Source organism: Burkholderia sp. Ac-20392, from assembly GCF_017104585.1.
Taxonomy (GTDB): Bacteria; Pseudomonadota; Gammaproteobacteria; order Burkholderiales; family Burkholderiaceae; genus Burkholderia; species Burkholderia lata.
Genome location: NZ_JAAGPB010000125.1, coordinates 1 through 19,603, shown reverse-complemented (window position 1 = coordinate 19,603; position 19,603 = coordinate 1). Strand labels below are relative to the sequence as shown.

Here is a 19,603-nt window from a genome sequence, read left to right as displayed (position 1 = left end):
AGTTACGCGCGCGGGACGACGCCCCGCATGCGGAATTCCAGATTCCGGGCAACGGACCCGCATGCGGCACAACCTGTGCCGCATGCCGCCCGAACCCGCCTTCGGCAGCGCCGACCGGCCTGCCCTGCCCGCCTGGCCCCAACGCCTGCGCGAACAGGCGACGGGCCGCCGCGCATCAGCGTGCGCGCGGATACGAACCGAGTATCTTCAGGAACGCGGCCTTCTGGCCGAGTTCCGCGAGCGCGGCTGCAACCGACGCATCGTCCCGGTGCCCTTCGATGTCGATGTAGAAGTAGTACTCCCACGTGCCGACGCGCGCCGGGCGCGACTCGAAGCGCGTCATCGACACGCCGTGCCGCGCAAGCGGCTCGAGCAGCTTGAACACGGCGCCCGGCTCGTTCTTCACCGATACGATCAACGACGTCTGGTCGTGACCGCTTTGCCCCGCCGGCTGCTTGCCGATGATCACGAAGCGCGTGCGGTTGTGCGGATCGTCCTGGATCAGCGAGAACGCGATCTGCAAGCCGTAGTGTGCGGCCGCGCGGTCGCCCGCGATCGCCGCGACGGTCGGATCGGCCGCCGCGAGACGCGCGGCCTCCGCGTTGCTCGCCACCGCCTGCCGCTCGAGCTGCGGCGCATTCGCCGCGAGCCACTGCTGGCATTGCGCAAGCGCCTGCGCGTGCGCGCAGACGCGCTTCACGCCGTCGAGCGTGCCGCTCTGCGTCAGCAGGTTGTGATGGATCGGCAGCGCGAGCTCGCCACTGATCAGCAGTTGCGTCTGCAGCAGCAGATCGAGCGTGCGCGACACGGCGCCTTCGGTCGAATTCTCGACCGGCGCGATGCCGAACGCGGATGCGCCGGCCTCGACCGAGCGGAACACTTCGTCGATCGACGGGCACGGCAGCCCTTCGATCGACTGGCCGAAATACTCGAGCATCGCCTGCTCGCTGTACGTGCCGACCGGCCCGAGGAACGCAACGTGGATCGTCTGCTCGAGCGCGCGGCTCGCGGCCATGATCTCGCGCCAGATGGCGCTGATGTGCTCGCTCGCGAGCGGCCCCGCGCTCATGTCCTGGAGCCGGGCGATCACCTGCAGCTCGCGCTCCGGCCGGAACACCGGCGCATTGAAATGCTTCTTGACCTCGCCCACCTCCAGCGCCACCGCGGCGCGCTGGTTCAGGAGCGCGATCAGCTGCGCGTCGATCGCGTCGATGCGATCGCGCAGCGGTTTCAGGCGGGAATTCAGTTCGTCGTCCATGCGTTTTGCCGTGCTGTTTGAACAGCGCCGCCGTCAGGCGCCGCGCTGCTCGAAGTCCTTCATGTACTCGACGAGCGCTTTCACGCCCTCGAGCGGCACCGCGTTGTAGATCGACGCCCGCATGCCGCCGACGGACTTGTGGCCCTTCAGCTGCAGCAGCCCGCGCGCCTTTGCGCCGGCAAGGAAGTCTTCATTGCGCGTTTCGTCGGCCAGGAAAAACGGCACGTTCATCCGCGAACGTGCTGCCGGCTCGACCTTGTTCAGATAGAAACTGCTCGCATCGATCGTGTCGTAGAGCAGCTTCGCTTTTTCGGTATTGCGGGCCTCGATCGCTTCGAGGCCACCCTGCCGCTTCAGCCACTGGAACACCAGGCCCGCGATGTAGATCGCGTAGGTGGGCGGCGTGTTGTACAGCGAGTTGTTCGCGGCGATGGTCTTCCATTCGAACGCGGACGGGCAGATCGACAGCGCACGGTCGAGCAGATCCTCGCGCACGATCACGAGCGTCACGCCGGCCATCCCGATGTTCTTCTGCGCGCCGCCGAACAGCACGCCGTACTTCGCGACGTCCATCGGACGCGACAGGATGTGTGACGAGACATCCGCGACCAGCGGCACGTCGCCGAGATCGGGAATCTCGAACGTCTCGACACCGTCGATCGTCTCGTTGGTACACAGATGCACGTAGGCCGGATCGTCCGACAGCTGCCATTCGGCGCGCAGGGGCGCACGCGTGAAGCCGTCTTCCGTCTTGCCGGTGGCGGCGAGATGCGGCGTGCCGTATTTCTTCGCTTCGCTGAACGACTTCTGCGACCACGAGCCCGTGACGACGAAGTCGGCCGTCTTGCGCGACCCGAGCAGGTTCATCGGCACGATCGCGTTTTCCGCGATACCGCCGCCCTGCAGGAACAGGATCCGGTGGCTGGCCGGCACGCCGAGCAGGTCGCGCAGGTCGGTCAGCGCGGCCTCGTGGATCGACATGAATTCCTTGCCGCGATGGCTCATCTCCATCACGCTCATGCCGCTGCCGTGCCAGTCGAGCATTTCGTCGGCAGCCTGCCGCAGCACTTCCTCGGGCATCGCCGCAGGGCCGGCGGAGAAATTAAAGACGCGCATCGTGAAAACCTCGGAGGGACGCGACCGGCTCGCCGCCGGCAGAACGCGCCAGAAAAGAAATGGCCGCTTGCGCTCACGCGCAAACGGCCATTATCGCACTGTCGTCAGGCTCCCGCCAAACCCGGCCGAACGGCCGGGGGCGTGCCCGGACGGCTTTACTTGCCCGGCTTGACTGCTGCGACTTCCTTGTCAGCCTGCGTGCGCGTTGCCTGGATAGCTTGCGGCATGTACTTCTGCATCAGGCCGTTGACCACGTCGCGACCGACCTGATCCTGAACCTGGATGAACTTGCGGCCCGTCGGGCTCTTGTAGAACGTCGTCAGATCCTTGATCTCCGACGTGCTGTAGTACTTCGCATAGGCGTCGTACTGAGCCGACATCGCGTCGTTCTGGAACTGTTGCGTACCGAACACCTTGCCTGCGCCGTCAACCAGCTTCGGCACCGCGTTCTTCTGCAGCGCCGGAACGGCAGCCTGCTTCTGCTTGTCGTTCAGCGTCTTGTTTTCCGACAGCGCGTCCGACAGGATCGCCGGAACGAGTTGCTTGGCCTGCATTTCGGCGCTGTTGCCGATTGCCGACACGAGCTTCGGCGCGTCGATCGCGTCGAGCAGATCCTTGATCGCTGCCTTCTTGTCGGCGTCGATCGGCGCAGCTGCCGCCGGAGCTGCCGGTGCGGAATTCGACAGCGCTTGCGCCATCGCGAACGTCGGCACCAGTGCAGCCAGCAGAACCAGTTGCTTGAATTGCTTTTGCATCATCACTCCCTTTTGGAAATATGAATGGTTGCTCGCCGGCCGCGGCGCTTCGCGCCTGCGGCGGCTAGAGTCTCATCCGTTCTTCAGGCTTCGCCGTCCGACGCCTCGTCGGCCTCGCCGTCACCCTCCTCGGCCTCCGCGATCTGCTGCAGGCCAGAGAGCTTGGTACCCTCATCGAGACTGATGAGTGTAACACCTTGCGTGGCGCGCCCCATCTCGCGAATCTCCGACACACGGGTGCGAATCAACACACCGGCCGTCGTGATCAGCATGATCTGATCTTCGGCATCGACGAGCGTCGCAGCCACGACCTTGCCGTTGCGCTCGGACGTCTGGATCGCGATCATACCCTTCGTGCCACGGCCGTGACGCGTGTACTCGGTGATCGGCGTGCGCTTGCCGTAACCGTTCTCGGTCGCGGTGAGCACCGTCTGCTCTTCGCTGCCGGCAACCAGCAGCGCGATGACCTGCTGCCCGTCCTCGAGCTGCATGCCGCGCACGCCGCGCGCCTCGCGCCCCATCGGACGCACGTCGTTCTCGTCGAAGCGCACGGCCTTGCCGGAGTCCGAGAACAGCATCACGTCGTGCGCGCCGTCGGTGATCGACGCGCCGATCAGGTAGTCGCCTTCGTCGAGGCCGACCGCGATGATGCCCTTCTTCATCGGACGGCTGAATGCCTCGAGCGGCGTCTTCTTCACGGTGCCGAGCGACGTCGCCATGAAGATGAACTTGTCGGCCGAGAATTCCTTGACCGGCAGCACGACGTTGATCTTCTCGCCTTCCTGCAGCGGGAACATGTTGACGATCGGGCGGCCGCGCGAGTTGCGCGAGCCCTGCGGCACTTCATAGACCTTGACCCAGTACACGCGGCCGCGGTTCGAGAAGCACAGGATGTAGTCGTGCGTGTTCGCGATGAACAGCGTCTCGATCCAGTCGTCTTCCTTCATCTGCGTCGCCTGCTTGCCGCGACCGCCTCGCTTCTGCGCACGGTATTCGGACAGCGGCTGCGACTTCACGTAGCCCGCATGCGACATCGTGACGACCATGTCCTGCGGCGTGATCAGATCTTCGGTGTTCAACTCGGTCGCGTTCAGCTCGATCTTCGAGCGGCGTGCGTCGCCGAACTCGGCCTTCACCGAGGTCAGCTCCTCGCCGATCATCGTCGTGATCCGCTCGGGGCGCGCGAGGATGTCCAGCAGGTCGGCGATTTGCGCCATCACTTCGCGGTACTCGCCGATGATCTTGTCCTGCTCGAGGCCGGTCAGGCGCTGCAGACGCATCTGCAGGATTTCCTGGGCCTGCGTGTCGGACAGGCGGTACAGCCCGTCGTTCTGCATGCCGAACGCCGGGTTCAGGCCTTCCGGACGATACGCGGAACGGCCGCCCGCCGATGCGTTCTCGGCCTCGGCACGCGTCAGCATCTCGCGCACGAGCGACGAATCCCACGGCTTCGCCATCAACTCCGCCTTCGCGATCGGCGGCGTCGGCGCGGCCTTGATGATCGCGATGAACTCGTCGATGTTCGCGAGCGCGACCGCGAGACCTTCGAGCACGTGGCCGCGTTCGCGGGCCTTGCGCAGTTCGTAGATCGTGCGGCGCGTCAGCACTTCGCGTCGATGCGACAGGAAGCACTGCAGGATTTCCTTCAGGTTCAGCAGCTTCGGCTGGCCGTCGACGAGCGCGACCATGTTCATGCCGAACGTATCCTGGAGCTGCGTCGCCTTGTACAGGTTGTTCAGCACCACTTCCGGCACTTCGCCGCGCTTGAGCTCGATCACGACACGCATGCCGCTCTTGTCGGACTCGTCGCGGATGTCGGAGATGCCTTCGAGCTTCTTCTCGTTGACGAGCTCGGCGATCCGCTCGAGCAGCGAACGCTTGTTCACCTGGTACGGCAGCTCATCGACGATGATCGCCATCCGCTGGCCGCGGTCGATCTCCTCGAAGTGCGTGGCTGCACGCATCACGACGCGGCCACGGCCGGTGCGATAGCCGTCGCGCACGCCGGCGACGCCGTAGATGATGCCGGCCGTCGGGAAATCCGGCGCCGGGATGATCTCGATCAGCTCGTCGATCGTCGCTTCCGGGTTGCCCAGCAGGTGCTGGCACGCGTCGACGACTTCATTCAGGTTGTGCGGCGGGATGTTGGTCGCCATGCCGACCGCAATACCCGACGAGCCGTTGATCAGCAGGTTCGGGATGCGCGACGGCAGGACCGACGGCTGCATTTCGTTGCCGTCGTAGTTCGGCTCGAAATCGACCGTTTCCTTGTCGATGTCGGCGAGCAACTCGTGACCGATCTTCGCCATGCGAATTTCGGTGTAACGCATCGCCGCGGCATTGTCGCCGTCGATCGAGCCGAAGTTGCCCTGCCCGTCGATCAGCATGTAGCGCAGCGAGAAGTCCTGCGCCATCCGCACGATCGTGTCGTAGACCGCGGTATCGCCGTGAGGGTGGTACTTACCGATCACGTCACCGACGATACGCGCCGACTTCTTGTACGCGCGGTTCCAGTCGTTGTTCAGTTCGTGCATCGCGAACAACACGCGCCGGTGCACGGGCTTCAGGCCATCGCGGACATCCGGGAGGGCACGTCCGACGATCACGCTCATCGCGTAATCGAGATACGAACGGCGCATTTCCTCCTCTAGGGAGGTGGGCAGGGTCTCTTTGGCGAATTGATCCATGTATCCGTATCGTTTCGGAGCGAAGACGGCGAACGCCTTTCGCGTGGGCGCTGCATGCGCAACGCAACGCGAGATTCTAACATGCGCCCATCAGCCGCCAATTCGCCTCCCCCTCTATATATAAATAGCCAAAATCGCAGCGGCAGTGAATCGGCCGGAATTGCACACCGCAATTGCACCCGCCTCGGCTTCACGGACGATTGCAACACCGCCTGTTTCTCGCGCACGAGTAAACAACTGCATTCACCGGCGCAATTTCGCCGCCACACTCTTGACAATCTCTGAAAGTTACGGCAGGTCAGTGTTGCGCATGCACCACAAAGTTGAAGCGATCTTGGGGTGGGGAGGATTTTTTTTCGTAGGAAGGGAACGATATGGCAAAATGCCAACGCACTGAAAGTTAGACGCTGCTCGAAGTCTACACAGAGGCGGCGCCGCGTTTTTTGTGCCGCACCAATGTTATACTTCGAGCAATGTATGACTTGTCACCGTCAACAGGCTCGCAGTAAACCTGCGGTAATCTCAATTTCGAGAGGAGAAATATGAATAAACTTTCAAAGCTCGCGTTCATTGCAGCTACCGCAGTTATGGCTGCATCCGCTTCGGCACAGTCGGTGCCGGCGTCGCGTCAAGCCGTCAATGACAACTGGGTGAACGGCACGGGCGAATGGGTGTGGATGAACGGCACGAACGAGCTCTGCTGGCGCGATGCGTTCTGGACGCCGGCCACCGCCAACGCAAAGTGCGATGGCGCACTGGTCGCCCAGGCACCGCAGCCGCCGGTCGCTCCGGTCGCTCCGGCAATCACGAGCCAGAAGATCACGTATCAAGCTGACGCACTGTTCGACTTCGACAAGGCAACGCTCAAGCCGCTGGGCAAGCAAAAGCTGGACGAACTGGCTTCGAAGATCGAAGGCATGAACACGGAAGTGGTCGTCGCAACGGGCTACACGGACCGCATCGGTTCGGACAAGTACAACGACCGTCTGTCGCTGCGCCGTGCGCAAGCCGTGAAGTCGTACCTGGTCAGCAAGGGTGTGCCGGCCAACAAGATCTACACGGAAGGCAAGGGCAAGCGCAACCCGGTTACGACTGGCTGCAACCAGAAGAACCGCAAGCAACTCATCGCCTGCCTCGCACCGGATCGCCGCGTGGAAGTCGAAGTGGTTGGTACGCAGCAAGTGCAGAAGACGACCGTTCCGGCAAACTAAGCCGCGGTTTTCGACTGCTTCAAAGCCCCGCTCCGGCGGGGCTTTTTCTTTGACGCCCGTCCAGGCGCTCGCCACTTCGCCACTCGTCTGCTTCTTATATACTCGGGGCTGACGAACCGCAGCACCGCCCTCCTCCCGTAGCCCGCTTGCCGACATGACCAACGCCGATCCGCACGAACTCCAGAAATTCAGCGACCTCGCCCATCGGTGGTGGGATCCGAATGCCGAATTCAAGCCGCTGCACGACCTGAACCCGGTCCGGCTCGGCTGGATCGATGCGCATGCGCACCTCGCCGGCAAGCGCGCACTCGACATCGGCTGCGGCGGCGGCATCCTGTCCGAATCGATGGCCGGACTCGGCGCGCAGGTGAAAGGCATCGACCTGTCGACCGAAGCACTTGGCGTCGCCGATCTGCACAGCCTCGAGAGCGGCATCACGGTCGACTATGAGGCCATCGCCGCCGAAGCGATCGCCGCGCGCGAGCCGGGTACCTACGATGTCGTCACGTGCATGGAGATGCTCGAGCACGTGCCGTCGCCCGGCGATGTCGTCGCCGCGTGCGCGACGCTCGTGAAACCGGGTGGCTGGGTGTTCTTCTCGACGCTGAACCGCAACCTGAAGGCCTACCTGTTCGCCGTGATCGGCGCGGAGTACATCGCGCAAATGCTGCCGAAGGGCACGCACGACTACGCGCGCTTCATCCGCCCATCGGAACTGGCCGGCTTCGTGCGGGCAACGGATCTGCACATCGTGGAGATCAAGGGCATCACGTATCACCCGATCGGCAAGCGCTTCGCGCTGTCGAACGACACCGACATCAACTACCTCGTCGCGTGCCGCCGCGGCGCGTGACCATCCAACCGGCATGACGACTCCCCTCTCGACCGCGCGGGCTGCACTCGACGAACCGCGCCTGCTGCACTGCGATGCCGTGCTGTTCGACCTGGACGGCACGCTCGCCGACACGGCCCCCGATCTCGCGGCCGCAGTCAACAAGATGCAACGCGTGCGCGACCTGCCCGAAACGCCGCTCGACGTGCTGCGGCCGCTGGCCTCGGCCGGCGCGCGCGGCCTGCTCGGCGGTGCGTTTGGCATCGACCCGCAGACGCCCGGCTATGAAGCGATGCGCGACGAATTCCTCGCCAACTACGCGACGGATCTGTGCGTGCATACGACATTGTTCCCCGGCATCGGCGACGTGCTCGACGAACTCGATGCGCGCGGCGTGCGCTGGGGCATCGTCACGAACAAGGCAATGCGGCTCACGGCGCCGCTCGTCGACCTGCTCGGCCTCGCGCCGCGCGCCGCCTGCGTCGTCGGGGGCGACACAACGCCGCACCCGAAGCCGCACCCGGCCCCGCTGCTGCATGCGGCCGACCAGCTGACGCTCGCGCCTGCACGCATCGTCTACGTCGGCGACGACCTGCGCGACATTCAGGCCGGCAGCGCCGCCGGCATGGCAACGGTTGCGGCCGCGTACGGCTATTGCGGCGACGGCGCCGCGCCGGCCGACTGGCAAGCGCAGCATCTCGTCGACACGACGCAGCAACTGCGCGAACTACTGCGCGATGTTGGGCTATAATGCTTGATCTTATCCGCGGGGGCGACCTGGTTTCGACAGGGGTTGTGAAGCGGCTAGGGCATGTCGAGGACCCGTCACCTCGTTAATCAATGGGAAAATCGTAACTGCAAACGACGATACGTTCGCACTGGCAGCCTAAGGGCCGCCGTCCTCTGCCTAGTTCACTGACGGGCTAGTGTCGCAAGACCGGTAGCAATACCGCCAGAGGTCATTTACGTCAGTTAAGCCCTGTCGGCGTCGCGACGCCAGGGTCGAAAACCTAGCGAATCGCCGTAGTGCAGCGTGTTCGTCCGCGTCGCTGCGGTTAAATCAAATGACCGAACTAAACATGTAGAACTAGTCGTGGAGCGCTTCTGGACGCGGGTTCGATTCCCGCCGCCTCCACCAAATTCCGCGCTCGCCGCACGAACCCCGCATGACGCAAGTCTGCGGGGTTTTTTGTTGCCGGCGAAACGCACGCGCCCTCTCCTTCCGAAAAAGCGCCCAGCCACGGGTGGGCCGGGCGGAATGCCACCGGACTTCCGGCGACAGGAGGTGACGGATGTCCTGCCGCGCCCGCGCAGTCATCGATCGCGCCAGGCAGCGGCCAGCCCGGGCGCCGCAGTGTCGGGCGCGACGCGTCGTCGCACCCGGCATTCACGCACGCCGGGCAATGCGCGGTTTAGCTGCCGCGATACAGCGACTTCATTTCTTCAGCGGTGGCCGGACGCACGCCCATTGCCCGCGAACCCGATGCCGATGCGCCCTGCGCCTGTGCGCCGTAACCGCTGGCGTCGGCGCCTTGCGCTTGCGCCAGCGCGCTGCGCTGTTGCTCTGCAACACGCGCCGTTGCAGCCTGGATTGCTTCCGGGTAATGCGGATCTTCACCGCGAGCGGAGTTGTAACCTGCCTGCTGCAGCTGGACCAGTTCGGCACGAACCTGCGCGCGGGTGATCGTCGAACCCGACTGGGCGAACGACACGACCGGGGCAACGAGAACGGCAGCAACGACAACAGCTTGAACGAGCGACTTCATGATGACCTACCTCCAGATTTGTCTGTGTTCGCGGTGAACACCTTGTTCATCGCTGACAACCCGAAGTTTATGTAGGCGGATGCTTAAGAATAAGGCAGGTTTCTGGAAGACATCCTTCCTGATTTACGGGTTAACCCTAGATTTCCCGCTGGACTGGCGATGCGCACACGTCCGTATCGTCCGGCATCGAATCGCAAGAAGATTCGCTGGAAAGCAAAAGCCCCGCGAAGCGGCAACGCTTCGCGGGGCTCGGACAGAATCGGAATCGTTCTGGATTCCTGCAGTTGCCGGTCAGACAGCCAGAGCGGTGCGCGGGCGCAATGCCCGCCCGTCGAACCGGTGCCGCATGACTATCGTGCGGACACGCCTGTCAGCCAGGTTACCGGCTATCCATCGGACACTTCAGGTTGCAGCCATTCGGATCACCCATGTCGCCCTTGCGACGCAAGGCCGACTTCTTGCCACTCTGATATTTCTGCGACGGCGCCGACGCTGCGAACGGCATCTGCGGATGCTCGTTCAGGCGAAACTGCTCGCTCAGGATACCGCCGGGCACACCAGGTGAATTCTGCGCGAGCGCAAACGGCGAAACAGCAGCCAGCAGCCCCGCGGTCAACGCTGCCGCGGCGAGGGGAACGGAAAATTTCATGGCGGGATGACGCTTGAATGGCGTGCTTGTTGGAACGTTGGTCAAGCGGCAAGCGTAGCGCAAATCCCCCGCTGCTGCATCGCGATGCGATCGCGCCCGCGTTACCGGGAATTGCCCGCGGGCACGCTTGCGCCGTCGCCGCCGGCCAGCCCCGCCGCGACACTCGTCAGCGTTCCGCACGCGGCCGGATCGTAGCCGTCGAGATGCGTGACGCGCTCGACGAAGCGCGCATCGCGCAACAGCGCCAGTACGCCGGCAAGCGGCCGCGCGTCGAGCCGCGCGCGTTCGCATGCAAAGTAATAGTCTTCGTCGACGACCGGGATGAAATCGAGCCCGAAATGATGGGCGGCCGGCTCGACGCCGAAGCCGAGATCGGCCATTCCGCTCGCGACGAACGCCGCGATCGCCGAATGCGTGAGTTCGGCCGACGCGTAGCCGTCGATGCGCTCGGGATCGATGCCGATCGCGCGCAGCGCAAGATCCAGCAGCATGCGCGTGCCCGACCCCGGCTGGCGATTGACGAAGCGGATGTCAGTGCGCGCGAGATCCGCGAGCCCGCGAACCTGTTTGGGGTTGCCACGCGGAACGAACAACCCCTGCTGGCGCCGTGTCAGGTGGATCAGCACATGGCGCGTATCGTCGAGCCACGGCCGGTAGATCTGTGCGCACTGCGCGCGAAACGCGCCGCGCGGCAGATGAAAGCCTGCCAGGTCGCACTCGCCGCGCGCAAGCGCCTGCACGGCCTCGACGCTCTCGCGATACTTGATGTCGACAGCCGCCTGCGCATCGACGAGCGCGGAGACGAGCGTCGCGACCGCGTAGCCGTGCGACGCGTGGATGCGCACGGCGCCGTCGCGCTGCGCGAGCCGCCGGTTCAGGTCGCTCGCCACTTCGGCCGCGAGCGTGCGCAGGTTCCCGTCGAGCCGGCTGCGCGCGAGGCGCTGTGCATCGACGACGGCCTGCCCGAGCGCCGACAGCGTCGAGCCCTTGCCGCGCGCGGTTTCGATCAGTTCCCCGCCGATGCACGCCTCCAGCGCGCGCAGCATGCCCCACGCGTGCCGGTAGGACAGCCCTTTCGCTTGCGCGGCCTGCGCAATGCTGCCCGTATCGGCCACGAGCTCCAGCAAGGGTGCGACATCCGACAGGCTGGCCGCGCGGCCATCCGTGTCGCGTACGGTCAGATATGCGTCGCATTCGATTCGAATCAATTATGCACTCCGATTTCCTATTGCGACCGCCAAATCTTCCGCTTATCGTTGGTCAAAATCAATCAGAACGAAGTCGCGATGCGCACTATATGAATCTCGAGCGCATATGAGACTTTGGAGGAGCACAACTGATGTCCCCGAATTCCCAAGCGCCCGACGCGCTCGTCGAGCGCCATGCACGCGCCGGCCGGTCGCTCGTGGCGATCCTGCACGCGATCCAGGACGACGCCGGTTACGTGCCGCCAGGCTGCGTCGCGCCGCTCGCCCGCGCACTCAACCTGTCGCGCGCGGAAGTGCACGGCGTACTGACTTACTACCACCACTTCCGCACCGCGCCGCCCGCGCGCGTGACGATCCAGATGTGCCGCGCCGAAGCGTGCCGCAGCATGGGCTGCGAAGCGCTGGCCGCGCATGCGGAAGCCCGCACGGGCTGCCGGTTCGACGCGGCGCACGGCGATGCCGCCGATGCGCATGCGCCCGGTGACGTCGCGCTCGAATCGGTTTACTGCCTCGGGCTGTGTGCGCAGTCGCCGACGCTGACGGTCAACGGCGTGCTGCATGCCAAGGTCACGCCGGAGAAATTCGACGCGCTGCTTGCCGAGGCCGCCGACCACACCCCGGAGGCCGCATGACGACCCGCATCTACGTCCCGCGCGATTCGTCCGCACTGGCGCTCGGCGCCGATGCGCTCGCCGCCGCGATTGCAGCGGAAGCCGAACGGCGCGGCGTCGCCGTCGAACTGGTCCGCAACGGTTCGCGCGGGCTGCTGTGGCTCGAGCCGCTCGTCGAGATCGGCACGGCCGCCGGCCGCGTCGGCTATGCCAACCTGTCGGCCGCCGACGTGCCGGCCCTGTTCGACGCAAACTGGCTCGAAGGCGGCGCGCATCCGAGCGGCGTCGGCCTCGTCGACGCACTGCCCTATCTCGCGCGCCAGCAACGCCTCACGTTCGCACGCATCGGGCTGACCGATCCGCTGTCGATCGACGACTACCGGCAATACGAAGGCCTCGCCGGCCTGAAGAACGTACTCGCGCTCGACGGCGACGCGGCGTGCGAAGCGCTGATCGAATCGGGGCTGCGCGGCCGCGGCGGTGCAGCGTTCCCGGCCGGCATCAAATGGCGCACGGTCCGGCAAGCAAGCGCCACGCAGAAATACATCGTCTGCAATGCAGACGAAGGCGATTCGGGCACGTTCTCCGACCGCCTGATCATGGAGTGCGATCCGTACTGCCTGATCGAAGGGATGATCATCGCAGGCGTCGCGACCGGCGCGACGGTCGGCTACATCTACGTGCGCAGCGAATACCCGCACGCGATCGCCACGCTCGAAGCCGCGATCGTCCGCGCACGTGAAGCCGGCTGGCTCGGCAAGCATGTGCTCGGCTCCGCGCATGCGTTCGAGCTGCACGTCGCGAAAGGCGCGGGCTCGTACGTGTGCGGCGAGGAAACGGCGCTGCTCGAATCGATCGAAGGCAAGCGCGGCGTCGTGCGCGCGAAACCGCCGCTGCCCGCGCTCGCCGGCCTGTACGGCCAGCCGACCGTCATCAACAACGTGATCACGCTCGCGACGGCGCCCGTGATCTTCGCGCGCGGCGCTGCGTTCTATCGCGACTACGGGATGGGCCGCTCGCGCGGCACGCTGCCGTTCCAGCTCGCGGGCAACATCCGCCACGGCGGCCTCGTCGAGCTCGCGTTCGGCGTCACGCTGCGCGAGCTGCTGTTCGACTTCGGCGGCGGCACGGCAAGCGGCCGGCCCGCCCGCGCCGCGCAGGTGGGCGGCCCGCTCGGCACCTATCTGCCCGATCACCAGTGGGACGTGCCGCTCGACTACGAAGCGTATACGGCGATCGGCGCGGTGGTCGGCCACGGCGGCATCGTGCTGCATGACGACACGTCGAACCTCGCCGAGCTGGCCGAATACGCGATGAAGTTCTGCGCGATCGAGTCGTGCGGCAAGTGCACGCCGTGCCGGATCGGTTCGACACGTGGCGTCGAGACGATCGCGCGCATCCGCCACGGCGACACGTCGGAGCGGCAGGTCACGCTGCTGCGCGACCTGTGCGACACGATGCTGGCTGGTTCGCTGTGCGCGATGGGCGGCATGACACCCTACCCGGTGCTGTCCGCGCTCGACCATTTCCCCGAAGATTTCGGGCTCGCTGCCGGCAAACATGCCGCGTCGGGTCCGGTCAAGGCTGCGGCCTGACCCAGAAGGAGCCCTGCATGTCCCTCGACACGAACAACGTCCGCCAAGGCGGCTGCGGCTCGGGCCAATGCGCGTGCAAGAGCGCCGCGCAGGCGCGTGCCGGCAACCCGTTCGACGATACCGACTACGGCACGCCCCAACGGCATGCCGATACCGACGTCACGCTCGAAATCGACGGCCAGCCGGTCACGGTGCCGGCCGGCACGTCGGTGATGCGTGCGGCGATCGAAGCCGGCGTCAACGTCCCGAAGCTCTGCGCGACCGATTCGCTCGAACCGTTCGGCTCGTGCCGGCTGTGCCTCGTCGAGATCGAAGGCCGGCGCGGTTATCCGGCGTCGTGCACGACGCCTGCCGAAGCGGGCATGAAGGTGCGCACGCAGTCGGACCGGCTGCAGTCGCTGCGTCGCAACGTGATGGAGCTGTACATCTCCGACCATCCGCTCGACTGCCTCACCTGCCCCGCCAACGGCGACTGCGAGCTGCAGGACATGGCAGGCGTCGTCGGGCTGCGCGAGGTGCGTTACGGCTTCGACGGCGCGAATCATCTGCGCGACAAAAAGGACGAGTCGAATCCGTACTTCACGTACGACCCGTCGAAGTGCATCGTCTGCAACCGCTGCGTGCGCGCCTGCGAGGAAACGCAGGGCACGTTCGCGCTGACGATCGCCGCACGCGGCTTCGAATCGCGCGTCGCTGCGGGCGAAAGCGAATCGTTCATGGCGTCGGAATGCGTGTCGTGCGGCGCGTGCGTCGCCGCGTGCCCGACCGCCACGCTGCAGGAAAAATCCGTCGTGCAACTCGGGCAGGCCGAACACTCGGTCGTTACGACCTGCGCGTACTGCGGCGTCGGCTGCTCGTTCAAGGCCGAGATGAAGGGCACGCAGGTCGTGCGCATGACGCCGCACAAGAACGGCCTTGCGAACGAAGGCCATGCGTGCGTGAAGGGACGCTTCGCGTGGGGCTATGCCACGCACAAGGACCGCATCACGAAGCCGATGATCCGCGAGAAGATCACCGACCCGTGGCGCGAAGTCAGCTGGGACGAAGCGCTCACCTACGCAGCAACGCAATTCCGCAAGCTGCAGCAGAAGTACGGCCGCGACTCGATCGGCGGCATCACGTCGTCGCGCTGCACGAACGAGGAAACCTACCTCGTGCAGAAGCTGGTGCGCGCCGCGTTCGGCAACAACAACGTCGATACCTGCGCACGCGTGTGCCACTCGCCGACGGGCTATGGCCTCAAGACGACGCTCGGCGAATCGGCCGGCACGCAGACGTTCGCGTCGGTCGGCCAGGCCGACGTGATCGTCGTGATGGGTGCGAACCCGACCGACGGCCACCCGGTGTTCGGTTCGCGGCTGAAGCGGCGCGTGCGTGAAGGCGCGAAGCTGATCGTGATCGACCCGCGCCGCATCGACGTCGTCGACGGCCCGCACGTGAAGGCCACCCACCACCTGCAGTTGCGCCCCGGCACCAACGTCGCGATCGTCAACGCGCTCGCGCACGTGATCGTCACCGAAGGGCTCGTCGCCGACGCGTTCGTCGCCGAGCGCTGCGAGACGCGCGCGTTCGAGCAATGGCGCGACTTCGTCTCGCGTGCCGACAACTCGCCCGAAGCGACCGCCGACGTGACGGGCGTGCCGGCCGAGTTGGTACGCGAAGCCGCGCGCCTCTATGCGACGGGCGGCAATGCAGCGATCTATTACGGACTGGGCGTGACCGAACACGCGCAGGGCTCGACGACGGTGATGGGCATCGCGAACCTCGCGATGGCAACCGGCAACATCGGCCGCGAAGGCGTCGGCGTCAATCCGCTGCGCGGCCAGAACAACGTGCAGGGCTCGTGCGACATGGGCTCGTTCCCGCACGAACTGCCCGGCTACCGGCACATCGGCGACGAGGTCGTGCGCATGCAGTTCGAAGCAGCATGGTCGGCGAAGCTGCAACCGGAACCGGGGCTGCGCATCCCGAACATGTTCGATGCGGCGCTCGACGGCAGCTTCAAGGGGCTCTACTGCCAGGGCGAGGACATCGTCCAGTCGGACCCGAATACGCAGCACGTCGCGGCCGCGCTGTCGGCAATGGAATGCATCGTCGTGCAGGACATCTTCCTGAACGAGACCGCGAAATACGCGCACGTGCTGCTGCCCGGCTCGTCGTTCCTCGAGAAGGACGGCACGTTCACGAACGCGGAACGCCGCATCTCGCGCGTGCGCAAGGTGATGCCGCCGCTCGCGGGCTACGCGGACTGGGAAGTCACGCTGATGCTGTCGCGCGCGCTCGGCTACGAGATGGACTATGCGCATCCGTCGGAAATCATGGACGAGATCGCGCGGCTCACGCCGACCTTCTCGGGTGTGTCGTACGCGAAGCTCGACACGCTCGGCAGCATTCAGTGGCCGTGCAACGAGCACGCGCCGGAAGGCACGCCGACGATGCATATCGACGCATTCGTGCGCGGCAAGGGCAAGTTCGTGATCACGCAGTTCATTGCGTCGCCGGAAAAGGTCACGCAACGCTATCCGCTGATCCTGACGACGGGTCGCATCCTGTCGCAGTACAACGTCGGCGCGCAGACCCGCCGCACCGAGAACGTGCAGTGGCACGAAGAGGATCGCCTCGAGATTCATCCGCACGACGCCCAGGATCGCGGTATCCGCAGCGGCGACTGGGTCGGCATCGAATCGCGTGCGGGGCAGACGGTGCTGCGCGCGCTCGTGACCGAACGCATGCAGCCGGGCGTCGTCTATACGACGTTCCACTTCCCCGAATCGGGTGCGAACGTGATCACGACGGACAGCTCGGACTGGGCGACGAATTGCCCCGAGTACAAGGTGACGGCCGTGCAGGTGCTGCCCGTCGCGCAGCCGTCCGACTGGCAGCAAGCGTATGCGCGCTTCAACGCGGAACAGCTCGACCTGCTCGAGCGCCGCGCCGCCGCGACCGCCACCATGACGACAGGCAAGTGAGGAAGCGATGGACAACGGACACCTGATCGACATGGCCAACCAGATCGGCGCATTCTTCGAATCGATGCCCGATCGCGACGAAGCGCTGACCGGCATCGCCGACCACATCCGGCGCTTCTGGGAGCCGCGGATGCGCCGTGCGTTTCTCGCGGCGCTCGACGATCCGTCGGGCGAGGCCGCGCAACGCGCGGCGCCGATCGTGCGCGATGCGATCGCCGTGCACCGCGCGTCGCTCGTACCTGCCGCGGCGAGCGCCTGACCGCGTCGCTACGCTGACTGCGACATGCCCGCGAACCAGCTTTCGCAGTGGCGCAGCAGCGCGTTCGCATCGGTCGCCGTGCGCCCGCGCGCGGCGACGTAACCATCCGGCCGCAGCAGGTAGAACGACGGCCGCGATCGGCCGTATTCCTGCGCGAGCCCGCCATCGCCGCCTTCGGCATCGGTGACGCGCCACGCGCGCACCGCATCCGGCATGATCCGTTCGAGCCCCTGCACGAGCGCCTGCGCATCGGCCGGCATCGGCGGCGCCGCGCCGTCGGCATTTACCGGCTCCTCCAGCAGCAGCAACGTGAAGCTCGCCGGATCGTGCAGGTCGTATAGCCGCGCCGTTCCGGGCGCCTGACCGAGCGGCCCGTCGAGCACCCGCACGTGCGCGTCCGGTGCCCGCTCGCCTGCGCGCGGCCCGCCGTCGAGCACACGCTCGAGCGTGAGCGGACTCTTCCGGTACTGCACGCCAAGCTCGCTGACCGTGCGCCGCACCGCGTCGCGCATCGGCCCGAACGACGCCAGCACCGGCACGACATGATCGCGCAGCAGCTTCATCGCGCCGCGCTCGGCTTCGACGATCTGCGTGACGAACCCGGTCTGCCGCAACACGTCGCGCTCGATCGGATGACGCTCCGCGTGATACGTATCGAGCAGCCGCTCGGGCGTGCCCGCGCCGAGCACGCGCGCGAGCTTCCAGCCGAGATTGAACGCCTCCTGGATGCCGGTGTTCATGCCCTGCGCGCCGGCCGGGCTGTGGACGTGCGCGGCGTCGCCGGCGAAGAACACGCGGCCGTGACGCAGCCGGTCGATCATCCGGGTGTGCAGGTGAAAATACGACGACCACGCGAGATCGCTCGGCGAGATCGACGCGCCGGCACGGGCACGCACGATCGCGTCGCATTCCGCGAGCGACGGGGTCGGCGCATCGGGCGACGCGTCGCTGCCGGGCGGCCGGTCGGCCACGAGCCGGTATCGGCCGCCGCCCATCGGAAACAGGCCGGCGATGCCTTCGGATGTCGTGAACAGGTGGATCTCTTCGTCCGGCCAGTCGGGTATCGCCGCGAAATCGGCCAGCAGGAAGGTCTGTTCGAACGCATGCCCGGTGAAGCCCAGGCCGAGCAGATGCCTGACCGTGCTGTGCGCGCCGTCGGCCGCGATCAGGTACGACGGAGAGAACGATTCGTCGCGGCCGTCGGCGCGGCGGATCGACACGTCGAGCGACGCGCCGCCCGCATCGCACGCGGTCAGCGTCGCGCCACGCTCGACCGTCACGCCGAGCCGGGCCAGATGCTCGGCAAGCAGGCGCTCGGTGACGGTCTGGTCGAGAAACAGCAGGTACGGATAGCGCGTTTGCAGCGGATCGAAATCGAGCCGCGCGATCACGCGGCCGTCGGCATGCAGCGCGGCCGCATGCGCACGATGACCGAGCGCGAGAAACGGTTCGACCGCGCGATGCTGCTCCAGCAATTCGAGCGTGCGCGCCTGGATGCCGATCGCGCGCGAATGCGGCGCGGGCGCAGCGAGCCGATCGATGACGCGCACCGGCACGCGGGCCCGCGCGAGGCTCATCGCCGCGGCAAGGCCGGTCGGCCCCGCGCCGACGATCAGCACGGGCGGGATATCGGACAGTGTGTCAGCCATGAGAACCTCGATGACACGCGACCCTGCAAGTCTACGCCGCTCGGCGTGACGGGGCCATATGCCGATCGGCCGATTCGCGGCACCGCCGCGCGGTGTGGGAAAATACGCGCTTTCCGTCAGTTTTCGCGTTATGGATTCCGCATTCGACCGGGCGTATGCCGCACACCGCGCGGGCCGCCTCGCCGAGGCCGAGCACGGCTATCGCAACGCGCTCGCCTCCAATCCCGCCGACGCCGACGCGCTGCACCTGTTCGGCGTGCTGCGGCACCAGCAGGGCCAGCACGCCGAAGCAGCCGATCTCGTCGGCCGCGCTGTTGCGCTGCGGCCGGGCGATGCCGCGCTGCAGCTCAATCTCGGCAACGCGCTGAAGGCACTCGGCCGGCTCGACGAAGCGGTCGACCGTTTTCGCAACGCGCTGACGCTCGCACCCGAATTTCCGCTCGCGCACTACAACCTCGGCAACGCGTATGCGGCGCTGCAGCGCCACGACGATGCGATCGATGCGTTCAGCCGCGCACTCCGGCTCACGCCCGACGATGCATCGATCCACAACAATCTCGGCAACGCGCTGAACGCGCTCGGCCGCCACGACGACGCGCTCGCGGCGTTCCATCGTGCGCTCGAGCTGCGGCCCGGACATGCGGGGGCGCACAACAACCTCGCGATGGCGCTGAACGCGATGGGCCGCGCCGACGATGCGATCGCGCACTTCCAGGCCGCGATCGCCGCGCAGCCCCGCTTCGTCGCCGCCCATTTCAATCTCGGCAACACGTTCGATGCGGTCGGCCGGCATGCCGAGGCGGCGGCCGCGTTCGAAGCCGCACTCGCACTGCATCCGCCGTTTCCGCTCGCGCTGTTCGGGCTCGCGAACGCACTGAGTGCGCAGGCACGCCACCGCGACGCGCTGCCCTACTACGAGCGCGCCGTCGGTCTCGATCCGTCGTTCAGCCTGGCCTGGCTGAACCTCGGCAACGCACATCACGCGCTCGGTGCGCACGAGATGGCGCTGCGCGCATTCGACCAGGCGCTGCGCGTCGA

16 protein-coding genes and 1 other RNA gene are annotated in these 19,603 nt (G+C 66.1%); 9 read left to right on the top strand and 8 right to left on the bottom strand.

Features of this window, described 5'->3' with window-relative positions:
- Window positions 1–175: 175 nt before the first annotated feature.
- From pheA to gyrA, 4 genes are all read right to left on the bottom strand, one after another.
- The gene (gene pheA / locus G3N99_RS16165) at window positions 176–1,258 is read right to left on the bottom strand and encodes a prephenate dehydratase (RefSeq protein ID WP_069247429.1); all 1,083 of its coding nucleotides are present in this window, start codon (window positions 1,256–1,258) and stop codon (window positions 176–178) included.
- A 33-nt stretch (window positions 1,259–1,291) separates the two neighbouring features.
- Window positions 1,292–2,374, bottom strand: coding sequence for a 3-phosphoserine/phosphohydroxythreonine transaminase (gene serC, locus G3N99_RS16160; protein WP_174944681.1), 1,083 nt, complete (start codon window positions 2,372–2,374; stop codon window positions 1,292–1,294).
- 155 nt (window positions 2,375–2,529) lie between these two features.
- The gene (locus G3N99_RS16155) at window positions 2,530–3,129 is read right to left on the bottom strand and encodes a DUF2059 domain-containing protein (RefSeq protein ID WP_128846060.1); all 600 of its coding nucleotides are present in this window, start codon (window positions 3,127–3,129) and stop codon (window positions 2,530–2,532) included.
- A gap of 83 nt (window positions 3,130–3,212) precedes the next feature.
- Window positions 3,213–5,816, bottom strand: a complete 2,604-nt coding sequence (gene gyrA / locus G3N99_RS16150) for a DNA gyrase subunit A (RefSeq protein ID WP_174944678.1) — start codon at window positions 5,814–5,816, stop codon at window positions 3,213–3,215.
- Window positions 5,817–6,358: 542 nt separating this feature from the next.
- Between gyrA and ompA the strand changes: the two genes are divergently transcribed.
- The 4 genes from ompA to ssrA all read left to right on the top strand — a co-directional run bounded on the left by ompA (window position 6,359) and on the right by ssrA (window position 8,997).
- Window positions 6,359–7,027 (top strand): outer membrane protein OmpA, encoded by a 669-nt coding sequence (gene ompA / locus G3N99_RS16145; RefSeq protein ID WP_006476579.1) that lies wholly within the window; start codon window positions 6,359–6,361, stop codon window positions 7,025–7,027.
- A 154-nt stretch (window positions 7,028–7,181) separates the two neighbouring features.
- Complete coding sequence (ubiG, locus tag G3N99_RS16140) at window positions 7,182–7,880, top strand: bifunctional 2-polyprenyl-6-hydroxyphenol methylase/3-demethylubiquinol 3-O-methyltransferase UbiG (RefSeq protein ID WP_174944675.1); 699 nt, start codon at window positions 7,182–7,184, stop codon at window positions 7,878–7,880.
- A gap of 13 nt (window positions 7,881–7,893) precedes the next feature.
- The gene (gene gph, locus G3N99_RS16135) at window positions 7,894–8,610 is read left to right on the top strand and encodes a phosphoglycolate phosphatase (protein ID WP_174944672.1); all 717 of its coding nucleotides are present in this window, start codon (window positions 7,894–7,896) and stop codon (window positions 8,608–8,610) included.
- A gap of 17 nt (window positions 8,611–8,627) precedes the next feature.
- Window positions 8,628–8,997, top strand: a transfer-messenger RNA (tmRNA) gene (gene ssrA, locus G3N99_RS16130).
- 274 nt (window positions 8,998–9,271) lie between these two features.
- Here the strand turns inward: ssrA and G3N99_RS16125 are convergent.
- From G3N99_RS16125 to G3N99_RS16115, 3 genes are all read right to left on the bottom strand, one after another.
- Complete coding sequence (locus G3N99_RS16125; RefSeq protein ID WP_174950998.1) at window positions 9,272–9,625, bottom strand: DUF4148 domain-containing protein; 354 nt, start codon at window positions 9,623–9,625, stop codon at window positions 9,272–9,274.
- A 379-nt stretch (window positions 9,626–10,004) separates the two neighbouring features.
- The gene (locus G3N99_RS16120) at window positions 10,005–10,274 is read right to left on the bottom strand and encodes a hypothetical protein (RefSeq protein ID WP_174944705.1); all 270 of its coding nucleotides are present in this window, start codon (window positions 10,272–10,274) and stop codon (window positions 10,005–10,007) included.
- Between the two features lie 101 nt (window positions 10,275–10,375).
- Window positions 10,376–11,482, bottom strand: a complete 1,107-nt coding sequence (locus G3N99_RS16115; RefSeq protein ID WP_206122890.1) for a substrate-binding domain-containing protein — start codon at window positions 11,480–11,482, stop codon at window positions 10,376–10,378.
- 131 nt (window positions 11,483–11,613) lie between these two features.
- Here G3N99_RS16115 and G3N99_RS16110 point away from each other — a divergent pair, with 131 nt between their 5' ends.
- The 4 genes from G3N99_RS16110 to G3N99_RS16095 are packed head-to-tail and all read left to right on the top strand — an operon-like array spanning window position 11,614 to window position 16,916.
- Window positions 11,614–12,114 (top strand): NAD(P)H-dependent oxidoreductase subunit E, encoded by a 501-nt coding sequence (locus G3N99_RS16110; RefSeq protein WP_174944654.1) that lies wholly within the window; start codon window positions 11,614–11,616, stop codon window positions 12,112–12,114.
- Window positions 12,111–13,688 (top strand): formate dehydrogenase beta subunit, encoded by a 1,578-nt coding sequence (locus tag G3N99_RS16105; RefSeq protein ID WP_206122889.1) that lies wholly within the window; start codon window positions 12,111–12,113, stop codon window positions 13,686–13,688. Before G3N99_RS16110 ends, G3N99_RS16105 begins: the two co-directional genes overlap by 4 nt.
- 17 nt (window positions 13,689–13,705) lie before the next feature.
- Entirely contained in the window at window positions 13,706–16,657 is a 2,952-nt protein-coding gene (fdhF, locus tag G3N99_RS16100) for a formate dehydrogenase subunit alpha (RefSeq protein ID WP_206122888.1), read from the top strand.
- A 7-nt stretch (window positions 16,658–16,664) separates the two neighbouring features.
- Window positions 16,665–16,916, top strand: coding sequence for a formate dehydrogenase subunit delta (locus G3N99_RS16095; RefSeq protein WP_011351318.1), 252 nt, complete (start codon window positions 16,665–16,667; stop codon window positions 16,914–16,916).
- An 8-nt stretch (window positions 16,917–16,924) separates the two neighbouring features.
- On the opposite strand, the gene G3N99_RS16090 is transcribed toward G3N99_RS16095, so the two are convergent.
- A complete protein-coding gene (locus tag G3N99_RS16090) occupies window positions 16,925–18,565 on the bottom strand; it encodes an FAD-dependent monooxygenase (RefSeq protein ID WP_174987657.1) in 1,641 nt (546 codons plus the stop codon).
- 58 nt (window positions 18,566–18,623) lie between these two features.
- Here G3N99_RS16090 and G3N99_RS16085 point away from each other — a divergent pair.
- On the top strand, window positions 18,624–19,603 hold a 980-nt coding region (locus tag G3N99_RS16085), incomplete at its 3' end, for a tetratricopeptide repeat protein (RefSeq protein ID WP_206122887.1).

Coding starts and splice junctions, on each gene's coding strand:
- ubiG (WP_174944675.1), top strand. CDS start 7,182: ATGACCAACGCCGATCCGCACGAACTCCAGAAATTCAGCGACCTCGCC.
- G3N99_RS16105 (WP_206122889.1), top strand. CDS start 12,111: ATGACGACCCGCATCTACGTCCCGCGCGATTCGTCCGCACTGGCGCTC.
- pheA (WP_069247429.1), bottom strand. CDS start 1,258: ATGGACGACGAACTGAATTCCCGCCTGAAACCGCTGCGCGATCGCATC.
- fdhF (WP_206122888.1), top strand. CDS start 13,706: ATGTCCCTCGACACGAACAACGTCCGCCAAGGCGGCTGCGGCTCGGGC.
- G3N99_RS16120 (WP_174944705.1), bottom strand. CDS start 10,274: ATGAAATTTTCCGTTCCCCTCGCCGCGGCAGCGTTGACCGCGGGGCTG.
- G3N99_RS16110 (WP_174944654.1), top strand. CDS start 11,614: ATGTCCCCGAATTCCCAAGCGCCCGACGCGCTCGTCGAGCGCCATGCA.
- gyrA (WP_174944678.1), bottom strand. CDS start 5,816: ATGGATCAATTCGCCAAAGAGACCCTGCCCACCTCCCTAGAGGAGGAA.
- G3N99_RS16155 (WP_128846060.1), bottom strand. CDS start 3,129: ATGCAAAAGCAATTCAAGCAACTGGTTCTGCTGGCTGCACTGGTGCCG.
- G3N99_RS16090 (WP_174987657.1), bottom strand. CDS start 18,565: ATGGCTGACACACTGTCCGATATCCCGCCCGTGCTGATCGTCGGCGCG.
- gph (WP_174944672.1), top strand. CDS start 7,894: ATGACGACTCCCCTCTCGACCGCGCGGGCTGCACTCGACGAACCGCGC.
- G3N99_RS16125 (WP_174950998.1), bottom strand. CDS start 9,625: ATGAAGTCGCTCGTTCAAGCTGTTGTCGTTGCTGCCGTTCTCGTTGCC.
- ompA (WP_006476579.1), top strand. CDS start 6,359: ATGAATAAACTTTCAAAGCTCGCGTTCATTGCAGCTACCGCAGTTATG.
- G3N99_RS16095 (WP_011351318.1), top strand. CDS start 16,665: ATGGACAACGGACACCTGATCGACATGGCCAACCAGATCGGCGCATTC.
- serC (WP_174944681.1), bottom strand. CDS start 2,374: ATGCGCGTCTTTAATTTCTCCGCCGGCCCTGCGGCGATGCCCGAGGAA.